Consider the following 20,415-nt stretch of genomic DNA (forward strand, 5'->3'; position numbering starts at 1 on the left):
TCATCTTTGGATAATCAATCTGTTACAGTGAGCAGATTGCAGAAAAGTAAATAGCTTCGCCTATTATACACGGTGCGCGCTAAAAATTCCGCACGTCGAGCGGTTATTGCGCTTTAAAAGCGTGTAAACGGTTGGTCGCTTTGGTGAGGCCCTCTTTCAGCCAGACCTCGGTGCAGCGCGCCGCTTCGTCAACGGCCTCGTCAATCAGTTTCTGTTCGCTCATCGGCGGTTTACCCAACACAAAACCGACAACTTTATTTTTATCGCCCGGATGGCCGATCCCGACCCGTAAGCGGTGAAAGTTAGGGTTATTTCCCAACCTGCTGATGATATCTTTCAGCCCGTTGTGCCCGCCGTGGCCGCCGCCGAGCTTAAATTTAGCCACGCCCGGCGGTAAATCAAGCTCATCGTGCGCCACCAGAATTTCATCCGGGTTAATACGGTAGAAGGTCGCCATCGCCGCCACGGCTTTACCGCTGAGGTTCATAAAGGTGGTTGGAACCAGCAGACGTACATCTGCGCCGGCAACGTTAATCCGCGCGGTATAGCCAAAGAATTTGCTCTCTTCACGCAGCGGGGCGCGATGGCGATCGGCCAGTAAATCTACGTACCAGGCGCCAGCGTTGTGTCGTGTCGCCGCGTATTCGGCGCCGGGGTTCGCCAGGCCGACAATCAGTTTTATCGTCACGTTTTCTATCCTGCTTGGGTCGTTCTCTGGCGCGTAGTGTACTGGTTGCTGAGGCGCTTGACAAAATTCTGCCAGCGTAGCGGCGCAGGGGGCGATAATTTCCCTGCTGAACCATTAGAATTTGATGTTGTTCAGTAAGTTATTTGTAATTTTTTGTTGGTTTGATATTAACTAATGTGATCGCCGACGCAATCAACCTTATCCCCGTTGTCTATACTAATCCTATAAGTTTTGGGGATATTCCCAGATGACCCAAGGTTCCGGAGGTGACATATGAAACGCAGAAACGCTTCGTTACTCGGTAATGTACTGATGGGTTTAGGATTGGTCGTCATGGTGGTGGGCGTCGGTTATTCTATTTTAAACCAGCTTCCGCAGCTTGACCTGCCGCAGTTCTTCGCTCATGGCGCGGTGTTAAGTATTTTTGTCGGCGCCGTACTTTGGCTCGCCGGGGCGCGCGTCGGCGGGCATGAACAGGTCAGCGACAAATACTGGTGGGTACGCCACTACGATAAACGCTGCCGTCGTGACCAGCATCGCCACAGCTAGGCCAGTCCATTGCCTGCACCTGTTGCCAGGCGGGTGCAATTTTGTGAATTCATCCGCACTGCCGCCAGCCGCGATCTAACCGGCTGGCTGACTATGTTACTCCTGCTTATTTTACTCCCGCAACGGCCGTCCCGCTGATATTGTTGCCCCCGTTGATAAATATGCGCTTGACCCTAACGTAACGTCAGGCGGCAGAGTTGTGCCACTGGCAGACAAAAGGAGCAGTCATGTTAATTCAGGTGGGGGAACTGGCGAAACGCGCCGGAATAACCGTCCGTACGCTGCATCACTATGAACAAACCGGGCTGCTGACGCCTTCGGCCAGAAGCGCGGCGGGTTATCGGTTGTACGATCTGGCGGCCGTTCAGCGGCTGCATATGATTAAGGCGCTGGCACAGGCCGGGCTGGAACTCGCCGCTATTAAGGAGCATCTCGATCGCGGTTCGCTTTCGTTATCCGATCTGCTGGTGCAGCAAATTGCCACCCTTGATACGCAGCTGCGCACGATTTCAACGCTGCGCGAAAGGCTGGCTCTGCTGCGCGACGAGTTGGGTAGCGGGAATGAACCCGATCTGGAGTCCTGGCTACAGACCCTGGAGCTTATGAATATGTACGATCGTTGGTTTAGTCCGCAGGAACTACAGGCGCTGCCGTTCGCAGAACAGGACGAGCAGCGCAATCAAATCTGGCAGGCGCTGGTCATTGAGGCGCAGCGGCTGATGGAGGAGCGCAGCCCGCCAGACTCGCCGTCGGCGATGGCGCTGGCCACCCGCTGGATGGAGCGCCTGGAGCTTGATACCGCCGGGCGGCCTGAGTTTCTCACCCGCCTCAATGAGATGCACGCAGCGGAACCGCAAATGCGCGCGCAAACCGGGATTACGCCCGAGGTGGTGGACTACATTACCCACGCCTTTGCGCAAAGCAAGCTGGCGATCTGGGCGCGCTATTTGAACGCCGACGAGCTGGCGTTTACCCGTGAGCACTATTTCGATCGGCTGATGGAGTGGCCGGGGCTGGTATCGGCGCTGCATCAGGCCTGCGCTGAGCAGACCGATCCGGCATCCGAGGCCGGGCAAAAGCTGGCGCGGCAGTGGCTGGCGCTGTTCCAGTCGTATGCCGGAACCAGCCCGCAGACCCAGCAAAAGTTTCGCCACGCGATGGAGCGCGAACCGCATCTGATGAAAGGGACGTGGATGACGCCGCCGGTGCTCAGCTGGCTCCAGCAGGCGATAGGAGTGATGATGCGGGCGTGAACGCCCGCATCCCGCTGTGGTTAAATATTCGCCAGCGCGGCGTTGCGATCGGGGTAGAAGCTCAGGCGTCCGGCAATGGGCTGGACTCCGGCGCGCGCCAGAGTGCGCAGCGGCTGAAATTCCAGATTAGACACCCGCAGCTCACAGCCTTCCGGCAGCTTTTTCACGAAACGCTGGAAGGCATCCAGGCCGCCGGCGTCCAGCACCGGCACCGCATCCCATTTCAGCACCACGATCCGCTTACCCTCAATCCGCGTTTCCAGATCGTTAAACAGCCCCTCGGCGGCGGCGAAGAACAGCGGGCCGATAACCCGCAGCACCAGCACGTCGTCGGGGACGTCGACGTTGACCGGAGCCAGGCGCGTCATGCGGGCGATACGGCGCATAAACAGCAGCGAAGCCAGCACGATGCCGACGCTAATCGCAATGACCATATCAAACAGCACCGTCAGCGACATGCACAGCAGCATCACGATAATGTCGTCCTTCGGCGCATAGCGCAGCAGGTTAACCACTTTATGCGCTTCGCTCATGTTCCACGCCACCATCAGCAGCAGCGCCGCCATCGCCGAAAGCGGCAGCCAGGAGAGCAGCGGCGCCAGCACCAGCAGCGCCATGATCACCAGCAGGGCGTGGATAACGGCGGAGACGGGCGAGGTGGCTCCTGCGCGGACGTTGGCTGCCGAACGGGCAATGGCGGCCGTGGCGGTAATCCCGCCGAAGAACGGGGCGACGATGTTGCCAAGCCCCTGGCCAATCAGTTCGCTGTTGGCCTTGTGCTTGGTACCGGTCATGCCATCGAGGACTACCGCGCACAGCAGCGATTCAATCGCGCCAAGCATCGCCATCGAGAAGGCCGCCGGCAGCAGCGCCTGCAAAGAGGCCCAGCTGAGCGTAAAGTTGGAACCCGGCATATCCCACGGCAGCACCAGCTGCGGCAGCAGCTGCGGAATACCGTTGCCCTGGCTGCCGTCGGCGAGAAGGTAGTGGAACTGGGAGCCGATGGTAGCGACCTGGTCGCCCAGCAGATTGACGACCGCCATCACCGCACAGCCCGCCAGCAGCGCGGGCAGGTGGCCGGGCAGGCGGATCCCGAGACGCGGCCACATAATCAGGGTGCCGAGAGTGACGATGCCGATCGCCGCATCGCCGAGGTTGACCGTCGGCAGCGCCATGACCAGGGCGGCAACTTTCTGCAGGTAGTGCTCCGGAACGTGGGCCATCTGCAGACCAAGAAAATCTTTAATCTGCATGGTACCGATAGTAATACCGATACCTGAAGTAAATCCGAGGGTCACGGAAAGCGGGATATATTCGATCAGCCGGCCAAAGCGTGCCAGGCCGAAAAGAATTAAAAAGATCCCGGACATCAACGTCGCCACCAGCAGCCCTGCCAGGCCAAACTGTTGCGAGACCGGATAGAGGATCACCACGAAGGCGGCGGTGGGGCCGGAGACGCTGAAACGCGAACCGCCGGTCAGCGCGATAATGATACCGGCGACGGCCGAAGTGTAGAGCCCGTACTGCGGGGCCACGCCGCTGCCAATCGCCAACGCCATTGCCAGCGGAATGGCGATAATCCCTACCGTTATCCCGGCGATCAGATCGCGGGTGAAGCGTGGGAGGGTATATTTTTCTTTCCAGCAAGCATCGATGAGGGCGCGGAAAGGCATCACATGTGAGGAAAATAATCTGTTCACAATAATGTTTCGTCCATAGGCGCATCATCTGTCAACTAAATGGCAGGTGAAGGAGGCATTGGTCATACAAATAAATGTCGGGGACAAAAAAACCCGCCGCAGCGGGTTTTTTGGCCGGGCTCGATTAATGTTCGAACATAGCAGAGATGGATTCTTCGTTGCTGATACGACGAATCGCTTCTGCCAGCATGCCAGAAAGCGTCAGCGTACGCACTTTATCCAGCGCTTTGATTTCCGGCGCCAGCGGGATGGTATCGCAGACGACGAATTCATCAATCACAGAGTTTTTAATGTTCTGGATAGCATTGCCCGAGAAGATCGGGTGGGTGGCGTAGGCGAATACGCGTTTGGCGCCACGTTCTTTCAGCGCTTCAGCCGCTTTACACAGCGTGCCGCCGGTATCGATCATGTCGTCAACCATCACACAGTCGCGGCCGGCAACGTCGCCGATGATGTGCATCACCTGGGAAACGTTAGCGCGCGGACGACGCTTGTCGATGATCGCCATATCGGTATCGTTCAGCAGCTTGGCGATAGCACGAGCACGTACCACGCCGCCGATGTCCGGAGAAACCACGATCGGGTTGTCCAGATTCAGCTGCAGCATGTCTTCCAGCAGGATTGGGCTGCCGAAGACGTTATCAACCGGAACGTCGAAGAAGCCCTGGATCTGTTCTGCATGCAGGTCAACGGTCAGGACGCGGTCAACGCCGACGCTGGACAGGAAGTCAGCCACGACTTTCGCGGTGATAGGCACACGGGCGGAACGCACACGACGGTCCTGACGAGCATAGCCAAAGTAAGGGATAACGGCGGTGATACGACCCGCCGAAGCGCGACGCAGAGCATCAACCATAACAACCAGTTCCATCAGGTTGTCGTTGGTGGGAGCACAAGTGGACTGGATGATGAAAATATCACCACCGCGTACGTTTTCATTGATTTGTACGCTGACTTCGCCGTCGCTAAAACGACCTACAGCGGCGTCGCCAAGAGAAGTGTACAGGCGGTTGGCAATACGTTGTGCTAGTTCCGGGGTGGCGTTACCAGCAAAAAGCTTCATATCAGGCACGAGAAGAACCTCAGGCATGCGTCCAGTGGTGGATGAAAGGGGCCAAAAAAACGGTGCGGGCTGGCGCCATTCCATCCAGGCGGTGTATTTAAAGAGAACGATGCAACGTCTGGAACAGGGTGACGTTGTCACCGTTACTCAATTTGCCCGGCGTATCGACCATAATTCGTGCAATAAGCAGAATTACTGAGGTAGGGCTAGCTTGAGCGGTGAGATGTTAACACCTCGCGCCACAAAGCCTTGTAGCCATTCCGGGGCTTTCTCCAGCACCTGACGAGCGGCAGATTCGGTGTCAAATTCAGCAAAGACACACGCTCCTGTGCCAGTCAGGCGCGACGGCGCATATTCTAACAGCCAGGAAAGCGCCGCATCAACCTCGCGAAAACGTTTTCTTGCGATAACCTCGCAATCATTGCGAAATTCACATTTTAGCAACGTATCTATTGACCTGATCGGGGTGTCTCGTGGTAGCTCGGGGTCGCGAAAGATGAGCGGCGTAGGAATACTGACCCCCGGATGGGCGACCAGATACCACTTTTCCTGCGGCTCGACCGGGGTCAGAATCTCGCCAATGCCTTCGGCAAAGGCCGCGTGACCGCGCACGAAGACCGGCACATCGGCGCCAAGCTGCAGCCCCAGCGTCGCCAGCTCTTCTGCCGACAATCCACAGCGCCACAGATGATTCAGCGCCACCAGCACCGTCGCGGCGTTGGAAGAGCCGCCCCCGAGGCCGCCGCCCATCGGCAGGCGTTTGTCGATACTGATATCCGCGCCGCTGCCTGCCGGCAGCTGCCCGCGCGCCGATGCCGCCTGCATCAAAAGCCTGGCGGCGCGAACGATCAGATTCTCTTCGTCCGGCACCCCGGCCACCGGCGTCAGCAGACGCAGCGCCCCGTCATCACGAGGTTCGATGGTTAAGGTATCGCCGTAGTCGAGAAACTGAAACAGCGTCTGCAAGGTATGGTAACCGTCGGCGCGTTGCCCGGTAATGTACAAAAACAGGTTCAGCTTTGCAGGAGAAGGCCAGCGGGTCATCATTTCACAATCCAGTTATCCATTTTGAGCTTGATGCGCTGACTGCCGTTATTCAGTTCCATATTAGCCGGCAGTGAAGGTTGGGTATCGCTGGTATAACCGCCGTAGGTGACATGCCAGGTTTTGCCGTTTTGCGTGTAGTTCAGGGCGCTGAGGCGGTATTGATCGTCAAGCGTATAGTCGGTGGCCTCGCCCGGCAGGCCGATAATCCACTGGCGCAGGCTGTTCAGCGGGATGGGCATCCCGGTCAGGCGGCCAATCATCTCTTCGGCGTCGCTTGCGGTGTAGGTCTGGCCTTTGTTATCGATCAGCGTCACGCTGCCCGGCTGGGCGGTCAGCGACAGTTCCGTACTGCCTAACGGGTTGGTCAGCAGCAGGCGATAGCGATCCTGGCCGGTTTGTTGCCAGAAGAAGCGGGCATAAACTTTTTGCTCGTCGGAAAGGTAAGCGAAGGCGCCGCGGGTCTGGAACTGGTTCAGATTGCGGACATCCTGCTGGTGCTGACGCCATTGCGGCGAATCAGGGCTTTTGCCAGGGCCTTGCGGCGCGTTAAGAGTACAGGCGGTCAGGACCAGGCTGGCCAGCGGCAACAGGCGGAGCAGTCGATTCATAATGATGACAAATCCTTGATGTCTACAGTGAAATCCGGCGACGGAGGAGTACGCACACGATTTGTGTAGCGGGTTACAATTATAACCCTTAATGCTAGCGTTGCCCGGCGATAGCGTCTACGTTCAAATTGTCTGAAATCAAAAAATTACCGTTAATGGCTTTTACACCGATGCCTATTACTCCAAAAGGGGAGCGTCTCTTTTATTGATTCCGCGCATCCTGTATGATGCGTGCAGACTAACCTTAGCAACGCTGGTACTACTCCCTCACAATGACCCTTTTAGCTCTTGGCATTAATCACAAAACAGCCCCGGTAGCGCTGCGAGAACGCGTAACGTTTTCGCCGGACACGCTCGATAAGGCGCTGGAGAGCTTGCTGGCTCAGCCAATGGTGCAGGGAGGTGTGGTGCTGTCGACCTGTAACCGCACGGAGCTGTATCTCAGCGTTGAGGAACAGGATAATCTGCAGGAAGCGCTCATTCGCTGGCTGTGTGATTACCACCATCTTAATGAAGAAGACCTGCGTAAAAGCCTGTACTGGCATCAGGACAATGATGCGGTCAGCCATCTGATGCGCGTCGCCAGCGGTCTCGATTCGCTGGTGCTTGGCGAGCCGCAGATTCTGGGGCAGGTGAAAAAAGCCTTTGCCGACTCCAGCCGGGGGCATCTCAACGTCAGTGAACTGGAGCGGATGTTCCAGAAATCCTTCTCCGTCGCTAAACGCGTGCGTACCGAAACCGATATCGGCGCCAGCGCGGTCTCCGTCGCGTTCGCCGCCTGTACGCTGGCGCGACAAATCTTTGAATCGCTCTCCAGCGTGACGGTACTGCTGGTCGGCGCCGGGGAAACCATCGAACTGGTCGCGCGCCATCTGCGCGAACACAACGTGCGAAAAATGGTGATAGCTAATCGTACCCGCGAGCGCGCTCAGGTCCTGGCCGGGGAAGTCGGCGCTGAGGTTATCGCCCTGAGCGACATCGACGAGCGGCTGAAAGAGGCCGATATTATTATCAGTTCCACCGCCAGTCCGCTGCCGATTATTGGCAAAGGGATGGTGGAGCGCGCGCTGAAGGCGCGGCGTAATCAGCCGATGCTGCTGGTGGATATCGCGGTCCCTCGCGATGTCGAACCGGAAGTCGGCAAGCTGGCGAACGCCTATTTGTACAGCGTGGACGATCTGCAGAACATCATTCAGCACAATCTGGCGCAGCGCAAAGCCGCGGCGGTACAGGCGGAATCAATCGTCGAGCAGGAAACCAGCGAATTTATGGCCTGGCTGCGCGCCCAGAGCGCCAGCGAGACTATCCGCGAATATCGTTCCCAGTCCGAGCAGGTCCGTGAGGAGCTGACGGCGAAGGCGCTGGCTGCGCTGGATCAGGGTGGCGATGCGCAGGAAATTATGCAGGATCTGGCGCGTAAGCTGACCAATCGCCTGATCCACGCACCAACCAAATCTCTTCAGCAGGCTGCCCGTGACGGGGATGATGAACGCCTGCATATTCTGCGCAACAGCCTCGGGCTGGAATAGCGCACATTTCTCTCTATTTTCAGGACAGGGTGAATTCACGCCTATGAAGCCTTCTATTGTTGCCAAACTGGAAGCTCTGTACGAACGCCATGAGGAAGTTCAGGCGCTGCTGGGTGATGCTGCGACCATCGCCGATCAGGATCGATTCCGCGCGCTGTCGCGTGAATACGCGCAGCTTAGCGACGTGGCGCGCTGCTATACCGAGTGGCGTCAGGTGCAGGATGATATTGAAACCGCACAGATGATGCTCGACGATGCGGAAATGCGCGAAATGGCGCAGGAAGAGCTGCGCGACGCGAAAGCCAAAAGCGAAGAGATGGAGCAACAGCTGCAGGTGCTGCTGTTGCCGCAGGACCCGGATGACGAACGCAACGCCTTTGTCGAAGTCCGCGCCGGTACCGGCGGGGATGAAGCGGCGCTGTTTGCCGGCGATCTGTTCCGTATGTACAGCCGCTATGCCGAAGCCCGCCGCTGGCGGGTGGAGATCATGAGCGCCAACGAAGGCGAACATGGCGGCTTTAAAGAGGTGATCGCTAAAATCAGCGGCGATGGCGTGTATGGTCGTCTGAAATTTGAGTCCGGCGGTCACCGCGTCCAGCGTGTGCCGGCAACCGAATCCCAGGGCCGTATTCACACTTCCGCCTGTACCGTGGCGGTGATGCCGGAGCTGCCGGAAGCCGAAATGCCGGATATCAACCCGGGCGATCTGCGTATCGATACCTTCCGTTCCTCAGGGGCGGGCGGTCAGCACGTTAACACCACCGATTCGGCGATCCGGATTACCCACTTACCGACCGGGATCGTCGTGGAGTGCCAGGACGAGCGTTCGCAGCACAAAAACAAAGCCAAAGCGCTGTCGGTGCTCGGCGCGCGTATTCGCGCGGCGGAAGTGGCTAAACGCCAGCAGGCGGAAGCCTCAACCCGGCGTAACCTGCTGGGCAGCGGCGATCGCAGCGATCGCAACCGCACCTATAACTTCCCGCAGGGGCGGGTGACCGACCACCGCATTAACCTGACCCTCTACCGTCTGGATGAAGCGATGGAGGGGAAACTGGATATGCTGATTGAGCCGATTGTTCAGGAATACCAGGCCGATCAGCTGGCTGCGCTTTCCGAGCAGGAATGATGACCTTTCAACAGTGGCTGGCGCAGGCGATAAGCCGGCTGAGTGAGAGCGAAAGTCCGCGTCGCGACGCCGAGATCCTGTTAGGGCACGTGACCGGTAAGGCGCGGACCTACCTTCTCGCCTTCGGTGAAACGCTCCTGACGGAGGAACAGCTGGCGCAGCTGGCGCCGCTGCTCAGCCGCCGCCAGCGCGGCGAACCGGTGGCCCATCTGGTGGGCGAGCGGGAGTTCTGGTCGTTGCCGCTGCTGGTGTCAGCGGCGACGCTGATCCCGCGTCCGGACACCGAGTGCCTCGTCGAGCAGGCGCTGGCCCGTCTGCCTGCCGCGCCGTGCCGGATTCTGGATTTAGGTACCGGCACCGGCGCTATCGCCCTGGCCTTAGCCAGCGAACGCCCGGACTGCCAGGTGACGGCTGTTGATGTCATGCCCGATGCGGCGGCATTGGCCGCGCGCAATGCCGAACGGCTCGCTATCGGCAACGTCACCGTGCTGCAAAGCAACTGGTTCGCCGCGCTGGCGGGGCAGCAGTTTGCGATGATCGTCAGCAACCCGCCTTATATTGATGAAACCGACCCGCATCTTGCGCAGGGCGACGTGCGCTTCGAGCCGAAAACGGCGCTGGTTGCCGCCGATAACGGTCTGGCCGACCTGGCGCATATTATCCGCGCAGGCCGTCATTTCCTGACGCCCGACGGGATGTTGCTGCTGGAGCACGGCTGGAAGCAGGGAGAAGCGGTGCGCGCGCTGTTCCGTGACGCTGGTTATCTTGAGATCGCCACCTGCCGTGATTACGGCGATAACGACCGCCTGACCGTCGGGCGGTTCCCCGGCCTGGAGGACGTTGGCGAATGAATCTGTTTAGCGCGGTACTGTACCTGCATATCGCTTGTGTCGTGGTGTCGGTCAGCCTGTTCGCCTTACGCTACTGGTGGAGCTACAGCGGTGACGCGCGGCTTAACCGGCGCTGGGTGCGTATCGCGCCGCACTGCAGCGACACTTTGTTATTCCTCAGCGGCGCCGGATTAATGGCCATAACGCGCTATCTGCCGTTTACGGACGATGGCTCGTGGCTGACTGAAAAGCTGTTTGGCGTTATCATTTACATTGCATTGGGTTTTATCGCGCTGGGCCGTCGTCGTCCGCGCAGCCAGCAGAGCAGATTTATCGCTTTTCTGTTGGCTTTGGTGGTGTTGTTCATCATCATACAACTCGCCATCACAAGAACACCGTTACTGGGGTAAGTCATGAGGTCATTAGCTGATTTCGAATTTAATAAAGCGCCATTGTGCGATGGAATGGTCCTCATTTCTGAATTAATCCGCGACGATTTTCCGACGCACTACGTGCAGGATGAACTGGAGCGGCTGCTGAGCCTGGCGCAGGAGGAGATTGCCTCCTCGTGGGATCAGGAACGTCAGCTGGAACGGCTGCTGGAGCTGTTCTATCACGAGTGGGGCTTTCGCGATTCCCACGGCGTCTACCGGCTGTCCGATGCCCTGTGGGTCGACAAAGTTCTGATCAATCGTCAGGGCAGCGCCGCCTCTTTAGGGGCTATCGTGCTGTGGATTGCCCAGCGCATGTCGCTGCCGCTGGTCCCGGTTATCTTCCCGACGCAGATGCTGCTGCGCGCCGACCCTGAGACCAGCGAAGAGATGTGGTTGATTAACCCGTTCAACGGCGAAACGCTCAACGAGCACACGCTTGAAGTCTGGCTGAAGGGCAATATTAGTCCGGTTGCCGAGCTGTTCAACGAGGACCTCGATGAGGCGGATAACGCCGAGGTGATCCACAAACTGCTCGACACCCTGAAATCGGCGCTGATGGAAGAGCGGCAGATGGAGCTGGCCCTGCGCGCCAGCGAAGCGCTGCTGCAGTTCAATCCGGAAGATCCGTATGAGATTCGCGACCGCGGGCTGATCTACGCCCAGCTTGAGTGCGACCATGTTGCGCTGCTGGATCTGAACTATTTTGTTGAGCAGTGTCCTGAGGACCCGATCAGCGAAATGATCCGCGCGCAAATTAACACGATTTCGCATAAACAAATTACTCTTCACTAATCTGGAATGATTCCGGTTACACCCTGATAAGGCGATCTTATGAAACAAAAAGTGGTTAGCATTGGTGATATCAACGTAGCAAACGACCTGCCTTTCGTCCTGTTTGGCGGGATGAACGTGCTGGAATCCCGCGATCTTGCGATGCGTATCTGCGAACACTACGTGACCGTAACACAGAAGCTGGGCATTCCTTATGTGTTCAAAGCCTCTTTTGATAAAGCTAACCGTTCTTCCATCCACTCCTATCGCGGGCCGGGTCTGGAAGAAGGGATGAAGATTTTCCAGGAACTGAAGCAGACCTTCGGCGTGAAAATCATCACTGACGTTCATGAAGCAAGCCAGGCGCAGCCGGTTGCTGACGTGGTTGACGTGATTCAGCTGCCGGCGTTCCTCGCGCGTCAGACCGATCTGGTGGAAGCGATGGCGAAAACCGGCGCGGTGATCAACGTTAAAAAACCGCAGTTCGTCAGCCCGGGCCAGATGGGCAATATCGTCGACAAGTTTATTGAAGGCGGTAACGACAAGGTGATTCTGTGCGACCGCGGGGCTAACTTTGGTTACGACAACCTGGTTGTCGATATGCTGGGCTTCGGCGTGATGAAGAAAGTGTCCAACAACTCGCCGGTTATCTTCGATGTGACCCACGCCCTGCAGTGCCGCGACCCGTTTGGCGCGGCGTCCAGCGGTCGTCGTGCCCAGGTGACCGAACTGGCGCGAGCCGGTATGGCTACCGGTCTGGCCGGTCTGTTCCTCGAAGCGCACCCGGACCCGGAACATGCGAAATGCGACGGTCCGTCCGCGCTGCCGCTGGCGAAGCTGGAGCCGTTCCTCAAGCAGATCAAAGCGATTGACGATCTGGTGAAGAGCTTTGAAGAGCTGGATACCAGCCACTAAATACAGGTTCTGTGATGCGAAAAGCCTGCCGGTTGTGAAACCGGCAGGCTTTTTTTATCGCGGGTACGATGCGCCAGGCCGGCGTGGGGAGCGCTCCCCGGCCAGCGCAGCCGGGGGAAGGGACTCAGGCAAAAATGGTCATCAGATAGGCGGCGAAAAGCGCCAGGTGCGCCGCGCCGTTAAGCACATTGGTGCGCCCGGTAGAGAAGGAAATCTGGCACAACAGCAGCGAGGCGACCATCACGACCATTTCCGGCGCGCCAAGACCGAAATGCAGCTCATTGCCGGTTAAGAAGGCGATTAAGGTGACCACTGGCACGGTCAGTGAAATCGTCGCCAGCACCGAACCGAAGAACAGATTCATGGCGCGCTGCACCTGATTGTTCAGCACCGCCTTCAGGGCGCCGAGACCTTCCGGCGACAGAATCAGCAGCGCCACCAGGAAACCGGTGAAGGCCACCGGGGCGTTCATGCTGGTCAGCAGCGTCTCCAGAGGGTTGGCGTTCATCTTCGTCACCGCGATAACCGCAACCAGGTGGATTAACAGCCACGCGGTGTGCCAGGCGCTGCTGTGCGCGGAGGGTTTACCGTGATGCGGGTCATCGTCGTCGCCGTCATCTTCATGCTCGTAAATAAACAGGCTCTGGTGGGTTTTGGTCTGAATCAACAGAAACACGCCGTACATCGCCGCGGAAATTAACGCCACCAGCAGCGCCTGGCCGGTAGTGAAATTCGCCCCCGGCAGCGCCATCGGGAAGACCAGCACGATAATCGCCAGCGGGAACAGGGCGATCAGGTACTGTTTGATGCCAAATAGATTCATGTACTGGGTGGCAAATTTGCGCCCGCCCAGCAGCAGAGAGAAGCCGACCAGACCGCCGGTAACGATCATAATAATTGAATAGAGCGTGTCGCGCATCAGCGTGGGCGCGGCGTCGCCGGTCGCCATGAGTGCCGAAATCAGGCTGACTTCAAGAATGACCACCGAAAGGCTTAAAATTAACGATCCGTACGGTTCGCCCAGGCGGTGCGCCAGAACGTCCGCGTGGCGGACGACGCTAAAGGCGCTACACAGAATACCGACTAAGGCCAGAATGTTGATACCGATAACCGCTGGCAGCGACTGACTACTTCCGAAGAAGATAAGCACCGCCAGCGCCAGAATCGGAAAAACAAGCGACGTCTCCTTGTGGCGGGTTTTCACCGCCTCATGTGCATGTGTCATGAACCATCTCCATTGATGCAGGTGTTATAATTATAGATACCGTAAGTAGATAAAATAACAGACATTTTGCTATCTGAATTGTTTTTTTACTTAAATTTACGGCTATTGTTAACTAATTACTTAAGATTGCCAAAACTTATCGTTATTGCGATTTTATATTTATTATTCAGATGATTACTAAAAACGCTTCTGGATTATATCCCGCCTTGAAAAGCCTGAATTAGTGTCCCAGACTTATATTTTTACCACCATCCGGAGGTGAATATGCCTTATCGCAGTAAACAAGAGTTACCCGATAGCGTCCAGCGCGTGTTGCCGGCGCATGCCCAGGAGATCTATAAAGAAGCGTTTAATAGCGCCTGGGAGCAGTATAAGCACCAGGAGGACCGGCGGGACGACGCCAGCCGTGAAGAGACGGCGCATAAGGTCGCCTGGGCTGCGGTCAAGAATGACTATCAAAAAGGAGGCGATGATAAGTGGCATAAGAAAAAATAATCGTTCCGGCTGCCTCATCTGCTGCCCCGCGCCTTGCCAGGGTGGCGTTAATTGCTTATTGTCGATGAAAGCTGGATAATAATTCGGCAATATTTCACGGATGGCATCAGATAATCGCCGGGAAGCAGGCAGTGGCGGAGGTAGTAGAAAGTGTTAACTCGTGATTTCTTAATCAATGCGGATTGTAAGACGGCGTTTGGTGCTATTGAGGAATCGCTACTCTGGTCGGCAGAGCAACGGGCGGCCTCATTGGCTGCCACCCTGGCCTGTTGTCCGGATGCCGGCTCAGTATGGATTTTTGGCTACGGTTCGCTAATGTGGAACCCGGCGCTGGAGTACCGTGAATCCTGTACCGGTACGCTCCCGGGCTGGCACCGCGCTTTTTGTCTGCGGCTGACCGCCGGGCGAGGCAGCGCGCATCAGCCTGGCCGGATGCTGGCCCTTAAAGAGGGCGGGCGCACTACCGGTGTGGCCTACCGTCTCCCCGACGATACCCTGGAAGAGGAGCTGACCCTGCTGTGGAAGCGGGAAATGATCACCGGCTGCTATCTGCCGACCTGGTGCAAGCTTGAGCTTGACGACGGGCGGACGGTCAATGCGCTGGTGTTTATTATGGATCCGCGCCACCCGCTCTTTGAGTCAGATACCAGCGCCCAGGTGATTGCGCCGCTGATCGCCCGAGCCAGCGGGCCGCTGGGCACCAACGCCCAGTATCTGTTCTCGCTCGACCAGGAGCTGCGCAAGCTGGGAATGCATGATGCTTGCCTTGACGATCTGGTCGGCAAAGTGCGTAACCTGCTCGGGGAAAACAGCCAGCCAGGGCTGGCCTGAGAACGGAAAAGCGCCCGGGGTCACCCGGGCGATGATATCAGGCGGGAACGTAGCTGATGGAGTGCTCCAGAGATTGACTGTGGCTGTCGATCAGGACATTCCACGTGCCGTTGTAGGGCACGGTCAAATAGGCGCTATCGCGATCCTGCACGCTCAGAATATTCGCGCGGCTATCACCCGCAGCCCTGGCGCTCATCAGGTGAATATGGCAGCGTTCGGAACACCGAACCACCAGCGTATCACCGCCAAACAACATCAAACTTGCTTTTACCATTGCCATTTTGTACCCCGTTGTTGTCTGTCCACAGCGTCCTGCCAGCTCAATCCCGTGCGTGATATCGTTCACACTTTGCTCATGGCATAACACCAAATGGGGGACGTGCGGATGCTGATATTGATCAACAAAAGGAATAAAGATTAAACAAAAATGATGTTGTTCCTGAAAGCATTCAGCTGGCATATTTTTACGTTAAGAAACGCTGCCAGCTTGATATTTAATCCCGTCAGAAGGGGGGAATTCAGAAGGTCAGGACTTTTTCTGCCGCCAGCGTCCACTGCGCCAGCTCGACCAGGGTCCCAATTTCCACGCCGTCAATCAGCGGCAGCGCGGTGATGCCGCGACCGTCGGTACAGGTTTTACACAACTTCACCGGGACGTTCTGCGCGGTGAGGATCTCCAGCATCTGCTGAATATTATATCCTTCCGCCGGCTTTTGCCCGCGCAGCCCGGCCGTTACCGCATCCGACATTAAAAAAATCTTTAGGTCGAGCGCCGACTGCTGCTCGCGCAGCGCAATCGCCAGGCGCAGACTGTTAAACAGCGATTCACTGCCGTAGGCAGCCCCGTTAGCGACAATCACAATACTTTGCATAAGAACTCCTTGGTATAAGGCACGGTTATTGCTTAGCTGAAGTATAAAGCGTTAACCCGGGAGGGGGTATGAATAATACGGCTGGCACAACGCCTGAGGCGAATGAGTGGTTTCACCATGCCCATCAGCGCCAGAGACAGCAGCTTCGCCAGCTGGCTCAGCTGGGGGCGTTGGCAAACCAGATTAGCGCTCTGGTGCATATGCTACAGTGCGAACGCGGCGCGTCCAACATCTGGTTATGTTCCAGCGGGCGGCTCTACGCCGCGGAATGCCGTGCGGGCGGCGCGCTGGTCGACGAACAGCTGATCGCGTTTCGCACGGCGTTGGCCCCGGCACGCGATAGCGCCAGCAGCGCCCTGTGCTGGCGGATTGCCAGCGCAGTCTGGTATCTGGGGCAGATCCCGCCGCTGCGCGCGGCCGTACGCAGCCGCGCTATTGCCGCAGAAGCGGCCACGGATCAGTTCAGCCGCATTATCCGCCACCTGCTGAATATCGTCCCGCAGCTTAATGACAGCATCGACGATCCGCAAATTGCCGGGCGGATGGTGGCGCTCTACAGCTTTATGCAGGGGAAAGAGCTGGTGGGACAGGAGCGCGCGCTGGGGGCGCTGGGGTTTGCCCGCGGCCAGTTCAGCGCTGAGCTACGCCAGCAGCTGGTGGATCGGATTGATGGCCAACAGTCCTGTTTTGATAGCTTCATCGCCCTGGCTGACGCGGCGCAGAGCGCGCTGTTTACAGCGCAGTGTCAGGCCAGTCTCGATATCGAGCAGCTGCGGCGGATCGCCTGTACCCGGCAACCCCCGGCGGACGAGGGTGAGGCGGCGCTGCGTTGGTTCTGCGCCCAGACCGCGCGCCTGGAGCAGATGCGGGGACTGGAAGAGCGGTTGATCGGCGATCTGCTGAACGCCGCCGATCGGCTGCTCAGCGGAGAAGAGCCGCCGATGCCGCCCGCCAGCTGGCCGCAGGAAGAGGCGGATGATAGCCTCGCACATCGGCTGGATAAACAGCTGCTGCCGCTGGTCCGCCAGCAGGCGTTCGAGCTGCAACAGCTCTCCGGCCAGCTGGCATCGCTAAAAGATACGCTTGAAGAGCGCACGCTGATTGATAAAGCGAAAAGCGTGCTGATGACCCATCAGGGAATGCAGGAGGAGCAGGCCTGGCAGACCTTGCGCAAAATGGCGATGGATAAGAATCAGCGGATGGTGGAGATCGCCCGCGCGCTGCTGACGGTGAAGTCGCTGTGGTCAGTAACCCCAAAGGAGTAGTTGCACGATGTGTGGGCATTTGCTGCCTGTCGACGGTGCAATTTCGGCATAGCCAGCGTTCATTGCGCGAGGAAAAGGGCGGTAAAAGGCCTTTCTGAATATTGGCATCCGTTTTGCAATATTCAATATATCAGCGCGAAAGCGCAAGTTCGGGTCAGTAGACAATTTTGGGCAACAGGCCAACGGCGGTCTGATGGCCCATGGATAAAGGCGTCCTGCAGTGCATAAGCACTGTCGGGCGCTTTTTTTTTGCGCGTTCTGGAGCGGGTATGGGCGATAAATTTTCGATTTCACGGCGGCATTTTCTGCAGGCAGGCGCCGCGCTGGGCGGCGCGATGCTGTTGCCTGGCGTGATGCAAAGCGCGTGGGCAGCAGGCTCCGATAAGCCGGAGCAAACCACCGTGCGGGTGGGTTTTATTCCGCTAACGGACTGCGCGCCAATAGCGATCGCGTCGCTGAAAGGGTTCGATAAAAAATACGGCATTACCCTCGTGCCGACGAAAGAGGCCAGCTGGGCGGCGGTGCGCGACAAGCTAATCGCCGGTGAGCTCGATGCGGCACATATTCTGTATGGCCTGCTGTACGGACTGGAGCTGGGGATAGCCAGTAAACCGCAGTCGATGGCGAACCTGATGACGCTCAACCGTAACGGCCAGGCCATCACCTTATCGCAGGATCTGCAAAGTCAGGGGGTGAGCGATCTTTCCGGGCTGAAACGGCTGATTGGCCAGAGCGCGCCGGGCAGCTATACCTTCGCTCATACCTTTCCCACCGGGACCCATGCCATGTGGCTCTATTACTGGCTGGCCAGCGGCGGCATTAACCCGTTCGAAGATGTGCGTACCGTGGTGGTCCCGCCCCCGCAAATGGTGATGAACATGCGCATCGGCAACATGGTCGGTTTTTGCGTCGGCGAACCGTGGAACGCAAGGGCCATTAACGATCGCATTGGTTTTACCGCCGCCACTTCACAGGATATCTGGCCGGAACATCCGGAAAAAATTCTCGGCACCCGCAGCGAATGGGTCGAGCGCAACCCTAACACCGCGCGAGCGCTGGTAGCGGCGGTACTGGACGCCGCGCGCTGGATTGAGGCTTCAGCAGAGAACAAACGCGAAACGGCGCGCATTCTGGCAAAACGCGCCTGGCTGAATACCAAAGAACAGTACCTCACCGGGCGGATGCTCGGTGAGTACGACAACGGACTGGGACGCCGCTGGCAGGATGCGCACCCGATTCGCTTTTACGACCAGGGGGAGGTGAGCTTCCCATGGCTGTCGGACGGGATGTGGTTTTTAACCCAGTTTCGCCGCTGGGGCCTGTTGAAAACGGTGCCGGATTATCAGGCGGTGGCCCGGCGCATCAACCGCATTGACGTCTGGAAAGAGGCGGCGCAGGCCGTCGGCGGGATCGCCGTCCCGACCCAGGCGCTGCGCAGCAGCACATTGATTGACGGTACGGTCTGGACGGGGGCCGATCCGGAAGGTTACGCCCGCGGCTTCGCGATTCAACGTAAGGGGGCATGAAATGAAACACGCGCACAATACGCAACCTGCCGTCAGGGCAGAAAAGACGCCGGGTGAAGTGATTATTCTACCGCCGGTGCAGGTCCGGCGTTCGGTGCCGCCCGTCAGGCGCTGGCTGCGCGACGGCGTGCAGCGCCTGCTGCCGCCCATGCTGGGGCTGGGTCTGCTGCTGCTCTGCTGGCAGCTGGCGGCGATCAACGGTAAAGGCTTCCCGACGCCGCTGAGCACGCTCGATTCGGCGCTGACCCTGTTTGCCGATCCTTTTTACCGGGACGGGCCGAACGATATGGGCATCGGCTGGAACGTGCTGGCCTCGCTGCAGCGGGTGGCGGTAGGCTTCGGTCTCGCGGCGCTGGCCGGCATTCCGCTGGGCTTTTTGATCGGCCGCTCGCTGTTTTTCGCCCGGATGTTCAATCCGCTGATTGCGCTACTGCGCCCGGTCAGCCCGCTGGCATGGCTGCCTATCGGCCTGCTGCTGTTCCAGAAGGCGGAACCCGCCTCGAGCTGGACCATTTTTATCTGTTCCATCTGGCCGATGGTGATCAACACCGCCGAAGGGGTACGGCGTATTCCGCAGGACTATCTCAACGTCGCCCGCGTCTTACAGCTTTCTGAATGGACGGTGATGCGCCGCATCCTCTTCCCGGCCGTACTGCCCGCGGTGCTGACCGGCGTACGCCTCTCCATCGGTATTGCCTGGCTGGTGATCGTCGCCGCCGAAATGCTGACCGGGGGGCTGGGGATCGGTTTCTGGATCTGGAACGAATGGAACAACCTCAACGTGGAAAACATCATCATCGCCATCGTCATTATCGGCGTCGTCGGCCTGCTGCTTGAGCAGGGACTGATGCTGATCGCTCGCCGCTTTAGCTGGCAGGAAAAATAGGGAGTCGCTATGAAACCATTAATTCAGGTCCAGGCCGTCAGCCAGCGTTTCAACACCGCCAGCGGCGAGTTTCTGGCGCTGCAAAACGTCTCTTTCGACATCTATGAAGGGGAAACCGTCAGCCTGATCGGCCACTCCGGCTGCGGCAAATCGACGCTGTTGAACCTGATCGCCGGGATCACCTTACCCAGCGAAGGGGGGCTACTGTGCGATAACCGGGAGATCGCCGGGCCGGGGCCGGAGCGGGCGGTGGTCTTCCAGAACCACTCGCTGCTGCCGTGGCTGACCTGTTTTGACAACGTGGCGCTGGCGGTCGATCGGGTGTTTCGCCGCACCATGAGTAAAGCTGAGCGTAAAGAGTGGATCGAGCACAACCTTGAACGGGTACAGATGGGCCACGCCTTGCATAAACGCCCGGGGGAGATCTCCGGCGGGATGAAGCAGCGGGTGGGGATTGCCAGGGCGCTGGCGATGAAGCCAAAGGTGCTGCTGCTGGACGAGCCTTTTGGCGCGCTCGACGCCTTGACCCGCGCCCATTTGCAGGACGCGGTGATGCAGATTCAGCAGGCGCTGAATACCACCATTGTGATGATTACCCATGACGTCGATGAAGCGGTGCTGCTCTCCGACCGCGTCATGATGATGACTAACGGTCCGGCGGCGACGGTAGGGGAAATCCTCGGCGTCAATCTCCCCCGGCCGCGCAATCGCGTCCAGCTGGCGGACGATAGTCGTTATCACCAGCTGCGCCAGCAGATCCTGCATTTCCTCTACGAAAAGCAGCCGAAAGCGGCGTAGGGGG

General features: G+C 58.2%; 22 protein-coding genes. 14 read left to right on the forward strand and 8 right to left on the reverse strand.

Translation table 11 applies throughout. The features are described from left to right. Window positions 1-103: 103 nt before the first annotated feature. Window positions 104-688, reverse strand: a complete 585-nt coding sequence (gene pth / locus ACI2JR_RS19500) for an aminoacyl-tRNA hydrolase (protein WP_132731404.1) — start codon at window positions 686-688, stop codon at window positions 104-106. A gap of 273 nt (window positions 689-961) precedes the next feature. On the opposite strand from pth, the gene ychH reads away from it, so the two are divergent. Both ychH and ACI2JR_RS19510 read left to right on the forward strand, forming a co-directional pair. Further along, the gene (ychH, locus tag ACI2JR_RS19505) at window positions 962-1,237 is read left to right on the forward strand and encodes a stress-induced protein YchH (protein ID WP_132731405.1); all 276 of its coding nucleotides are present in this window, start codon (window positions 962-964) and stop codon (window positions 1,235-1,237) included. 227 nt (window positions 1,238-1,464) lie between these two features. Beyond that, window positions 1,465-2,490 carry a MerR family transcriptional regulator gene (locus ACI2JR_RS19510; protein ID WP_462479254.1) on the forward strand — a complete coding sequence of 342 codons (1,026 nt, stop codon included), beginning with the start codon at window positions 1,465-1,467 and terminating at the stop codon, window positions 2,488-2,490. A gap of 20 nt (window positions 2,491-2,510) precedes the next feature. Here ACI2JR_RS19510 and dauA read toward each other — a convergent pair whose 3' ends face one another. From dauA to lolB, 4 genes are all read right to left on the reverse strand, one after another. After that, on the reverse strand, window positions 2,511-4,190 hold the full coding sequence (dauA, locus tag ACI2JR_RS19515; protein WP_462479255.1) for a C4-dicarboxylic acid transporter DauA: 1,680 nt from the start codon (window positions 4,188-4,190) through the stop codon (window positions 2,511-2,513). Window positions 4,191-4,314: 124 nt separating this feature from the next. Beyond that, window positions 4,315-5,262, reverse strand: a complete 948-nt coding sequence (prs, locus tag ACI2JR_RS19520; protein WP_002910407.1) for a ribose-phosphate diphosphokinase — start codon at window positions 5,260-5,262, stop codon at window positions 4,315-4,317. A 183-nt stretch (window positions 5,263-5,445) separates the two neighbouring features. Then, complete coding sequence (gene ispE, locus ACI2JR_RS19525; RefSeq protein ID WP_462479274.1) at window positions 5,446-6,297, reverse strand: 4-(cytidine 5'-diphospho)-2-C-methyl-D-erythritol kinase; 852 nt, start codon at window positions 6,295-6,297, stop codon at window positions 5,446-5,448. Next, window positions 6,297-6,908: a lipoprotein insertase outer membrane protein LolB gene (lolB, locus tag ACI2JR_RS19530; RefSeq protein WP_132731409.1), complete on the reverse strand. Its 612-nt coding sequence runs from the start codon at window positions 6,906-6,908 to the stop codon at window positions 6,297-6,299. The genes ispE and lolB overlap by 1 nt, the downstream gene beginning before the upstream one ends. Window positions 6,909-7,180: 272 nt before the next feature. Here lolB and hemA point away from each other — a divergent pair, with 272 nt between their 5' ends. The 6 genes from hemA to kdsA are packed head-to-tail and all read left to right on the forward strand — an operon-like array spanning window position 7,181 to window position 12,513. Next, window positions 7,181-8,437, forward strand: coding sequence for a glutamyl-tRNA reductase (gene hemA, locus ACI2JR_RS19535; RefSeq protein WP_462479256.1), 1,257 nt, complete (start codon window positions 7,181-7,183; stop codon window positions 8,435-8,437). Between the two features lie 43 nt (window positions 8,438-8,480). Further along, window positions 8,481-9,563: a peptide chain release factor 1 gene (prfA, locus tag ACI2JR_RS19540; protein WP_132731411.1), complete on the forward strand. Its 1,083-nt coding sequence runs from the start codon at window positions 8,481-8,483 to the stop codon at window positions 9,561-9,563. Next, window positions 9,563-10,414 carry a peptide chain release factor N(5)-glutamine methyltransferase gene (prmC, locus tag ACI2JR_RS19545; RefSeq protein WP_132731494.1) on the forward strand — a complete coding sequence of 284 codons (852 nt, stop codon included), beginning with the start codon at window positions 9,563-9,565 and terminating at the stop codon, window positions 10,412-10,414. Before prfA ends, prmC begins: the two co-directional genes overlap by 1 nt. Then, complete coding sequence (sirB2, locus tag ACI2JR_RS19550; RefSeq protein WP_132731412.1) at window positions 10,411-10,803, forward strand: invasion regulator SirB2; 393 nt, start codon at window positions 10,411-10,413, stop codon at window positions 10,801-10,803. Before prmC ends, sirB2 begins: the two co-directional genes overlap by 4 nt. A gap of 3 nt (window positions 10,804-10,806) precedes the next feature. After that, window positions 10,807-11,619 (forward strand): invasion regulator SirB1, encoded by an 813-nt coding sequence (sirB1, locus tag ACI2JR_RS19555; RefSeq protein ID WP_132731413.1) that lies wholly within the window; start codon window positions 10,807-10,809, stop codon window positions 11,617-11,619. 39 nt (window positions 11,620-11,658) lie between these two features. After that, window positions 11,659-12,513 (forward strand): 3-deoxy-8-phosphooctulonate synthase, encoded by an 855-nt coding sequence (gene kdsA / locus ACI2JR_RS19560; protein ID WP_462479257.1) that lies wholly within the window; start codon window positions 11,659-11,661, stop codon window positions 12,511-12,513. Window positions 12,514-12,637: 124 nt separating this feature from the next. Here the strand turns inward: kdsA and chaA are convergent, their stop codons facing one another. After that, window positions 12,638-13,738: a sodium-potassium/proton antiporter ChaA gene (chaA, locus tag ACI2JR_RS19565; protein ID WP_462479258.1), complete on the reverse strand. Its 1,101-nt coding sequence runs from the start codon at window positions 13,736-13,738 to the stop codon at window positions 12,638-12,640. A gap of 264 nt (window positions 13,739-14,002) precedes the next feature. On the opposite strand from chaA, the gene chaB reads away from it, so the two are divergent. Both chaB and ACI2JR_RS19575 read left to right on the forward strand, forming a co-directional pair. Beyond that, on the forward strand, window positions 14,003-14,233 hold the full coding sequence (gene chaB / locus ACI2JR_RS19570; protein ID WP_132731416.1) for a putative cation transport regulator ChaB: 231 nt from the start codon (window positions 14,003-14,005) through the stop codon (window positions 14,231-14,233). A 150-nt stretch (window positions 14,234-14,383) separates the two neighbouring features. Then, entirely contained in the window at window positions 14,384-15,064 is a 681-nt protein-coding gene (locus ACI2JR_RS19575) for a gamma-glutamylcyclotransferase (protein WP_462479259.1), read from the forward strand. 37 nt (window positions 15,065-15,101) lie between these two features. On the opposite strand, the gene ACI2JR_RS19580 is transcribed toward ACI2JR_RS19575, so the two are convergent. After that, complete coding sequence (locus tag ACI2JR_RS19580; protein ID WP_462479260.1) at window positions 15,102-15,344, reverse strand: hypothetical protein; 243 nt, start codon at window positions 15,342-15,344, stop codon at window positions 15,102-15,104. Between the two features lie 238 nt (window positions 15,345-15,582). Then, on the reverse strand, window positions 15,583-15,936 hold the full coding sequence (locus tag ACI2JR_RS19585) for a DsrE/DsrF/TusD sulfur relay family protein (protein ID WP_132731419.1): 354 nt from the start codon (window positions 15,934-15,936) through the stop codon (window positions 15,583-15,585). A 68-nt stretch (window positions 15,937-16,004) separates the two neighbouring features. Between ACI2JR_RS19585 and nasR the strand changes: the two genes are divergently transcribed. The 4 genes from nasR to ACI2JR_RS19605 all read left to right on the forward strand — a co-directional run bounded on the left by nasR (window position 16,005) and on the right by ACI2JR_RS19605 (window position 20,411). Beyond that, window positions 16,005-17,201 (forward strand): nitrate regulatory protein NasR, encoded by a 1,197-nt coding sequence (gene nasR / locus ACI2JR_RS19590; RefSeq protein ID WP_462479261.1) that lies wholly within the window; start codon window positions 16,005-16,007, stop codon window positions 17,199-17,201. 269 nt (window positions 17,202-17,470) lie between these two features. Next, window positions 17,471-18,727, forward strand: a complete 1,257-nt coding sequence (locus tag ACI2JR_RS19595) for an ABC transporter substrate-binding protein (protein WP_132731421.1) — start codon at window positions 17,471-17,473, stop codon at window positions 18,725-18,727. 1 nt (window position 18,728) lies between these two features. Then, window positions 18,729-19,613: a nitrate ABC transporter permease gene (gene ntrB / locus ACI2JR_RS19600; RefSeq protein ID WP_132731422.1), complete on the forward strand. Its 885-nt coding sequence runs from the start codon at window positions 18,729-18,731 to the stop codon at window positions 19,611-19,613. Window positions 19,614-19,622: 9 nt separating this feature from the next. Beyond that, complete coding sequence (locus ACI2JR_RS19605; protein WP_132731423.1) at window positions 19,623-20,411, forward strand: ABC transporter ATP-binding protein; 789 nt, start codon at window positions 19,623-19,625, stop codon at window positions 20,409-20,411. Window positions 20,412-20,415: the final 4 nt, after the last annotated feature.

Origin of the sequence: Klebsiella sp. NPDC088457 (assembly GCF_044900465.1) — a bacterium.
Classification (GTDB): Bacteria; Pseudomonadota; Gammaproteobacteria; order Enterobacterales; family Enterobacteriaceae; genus Klebsiella.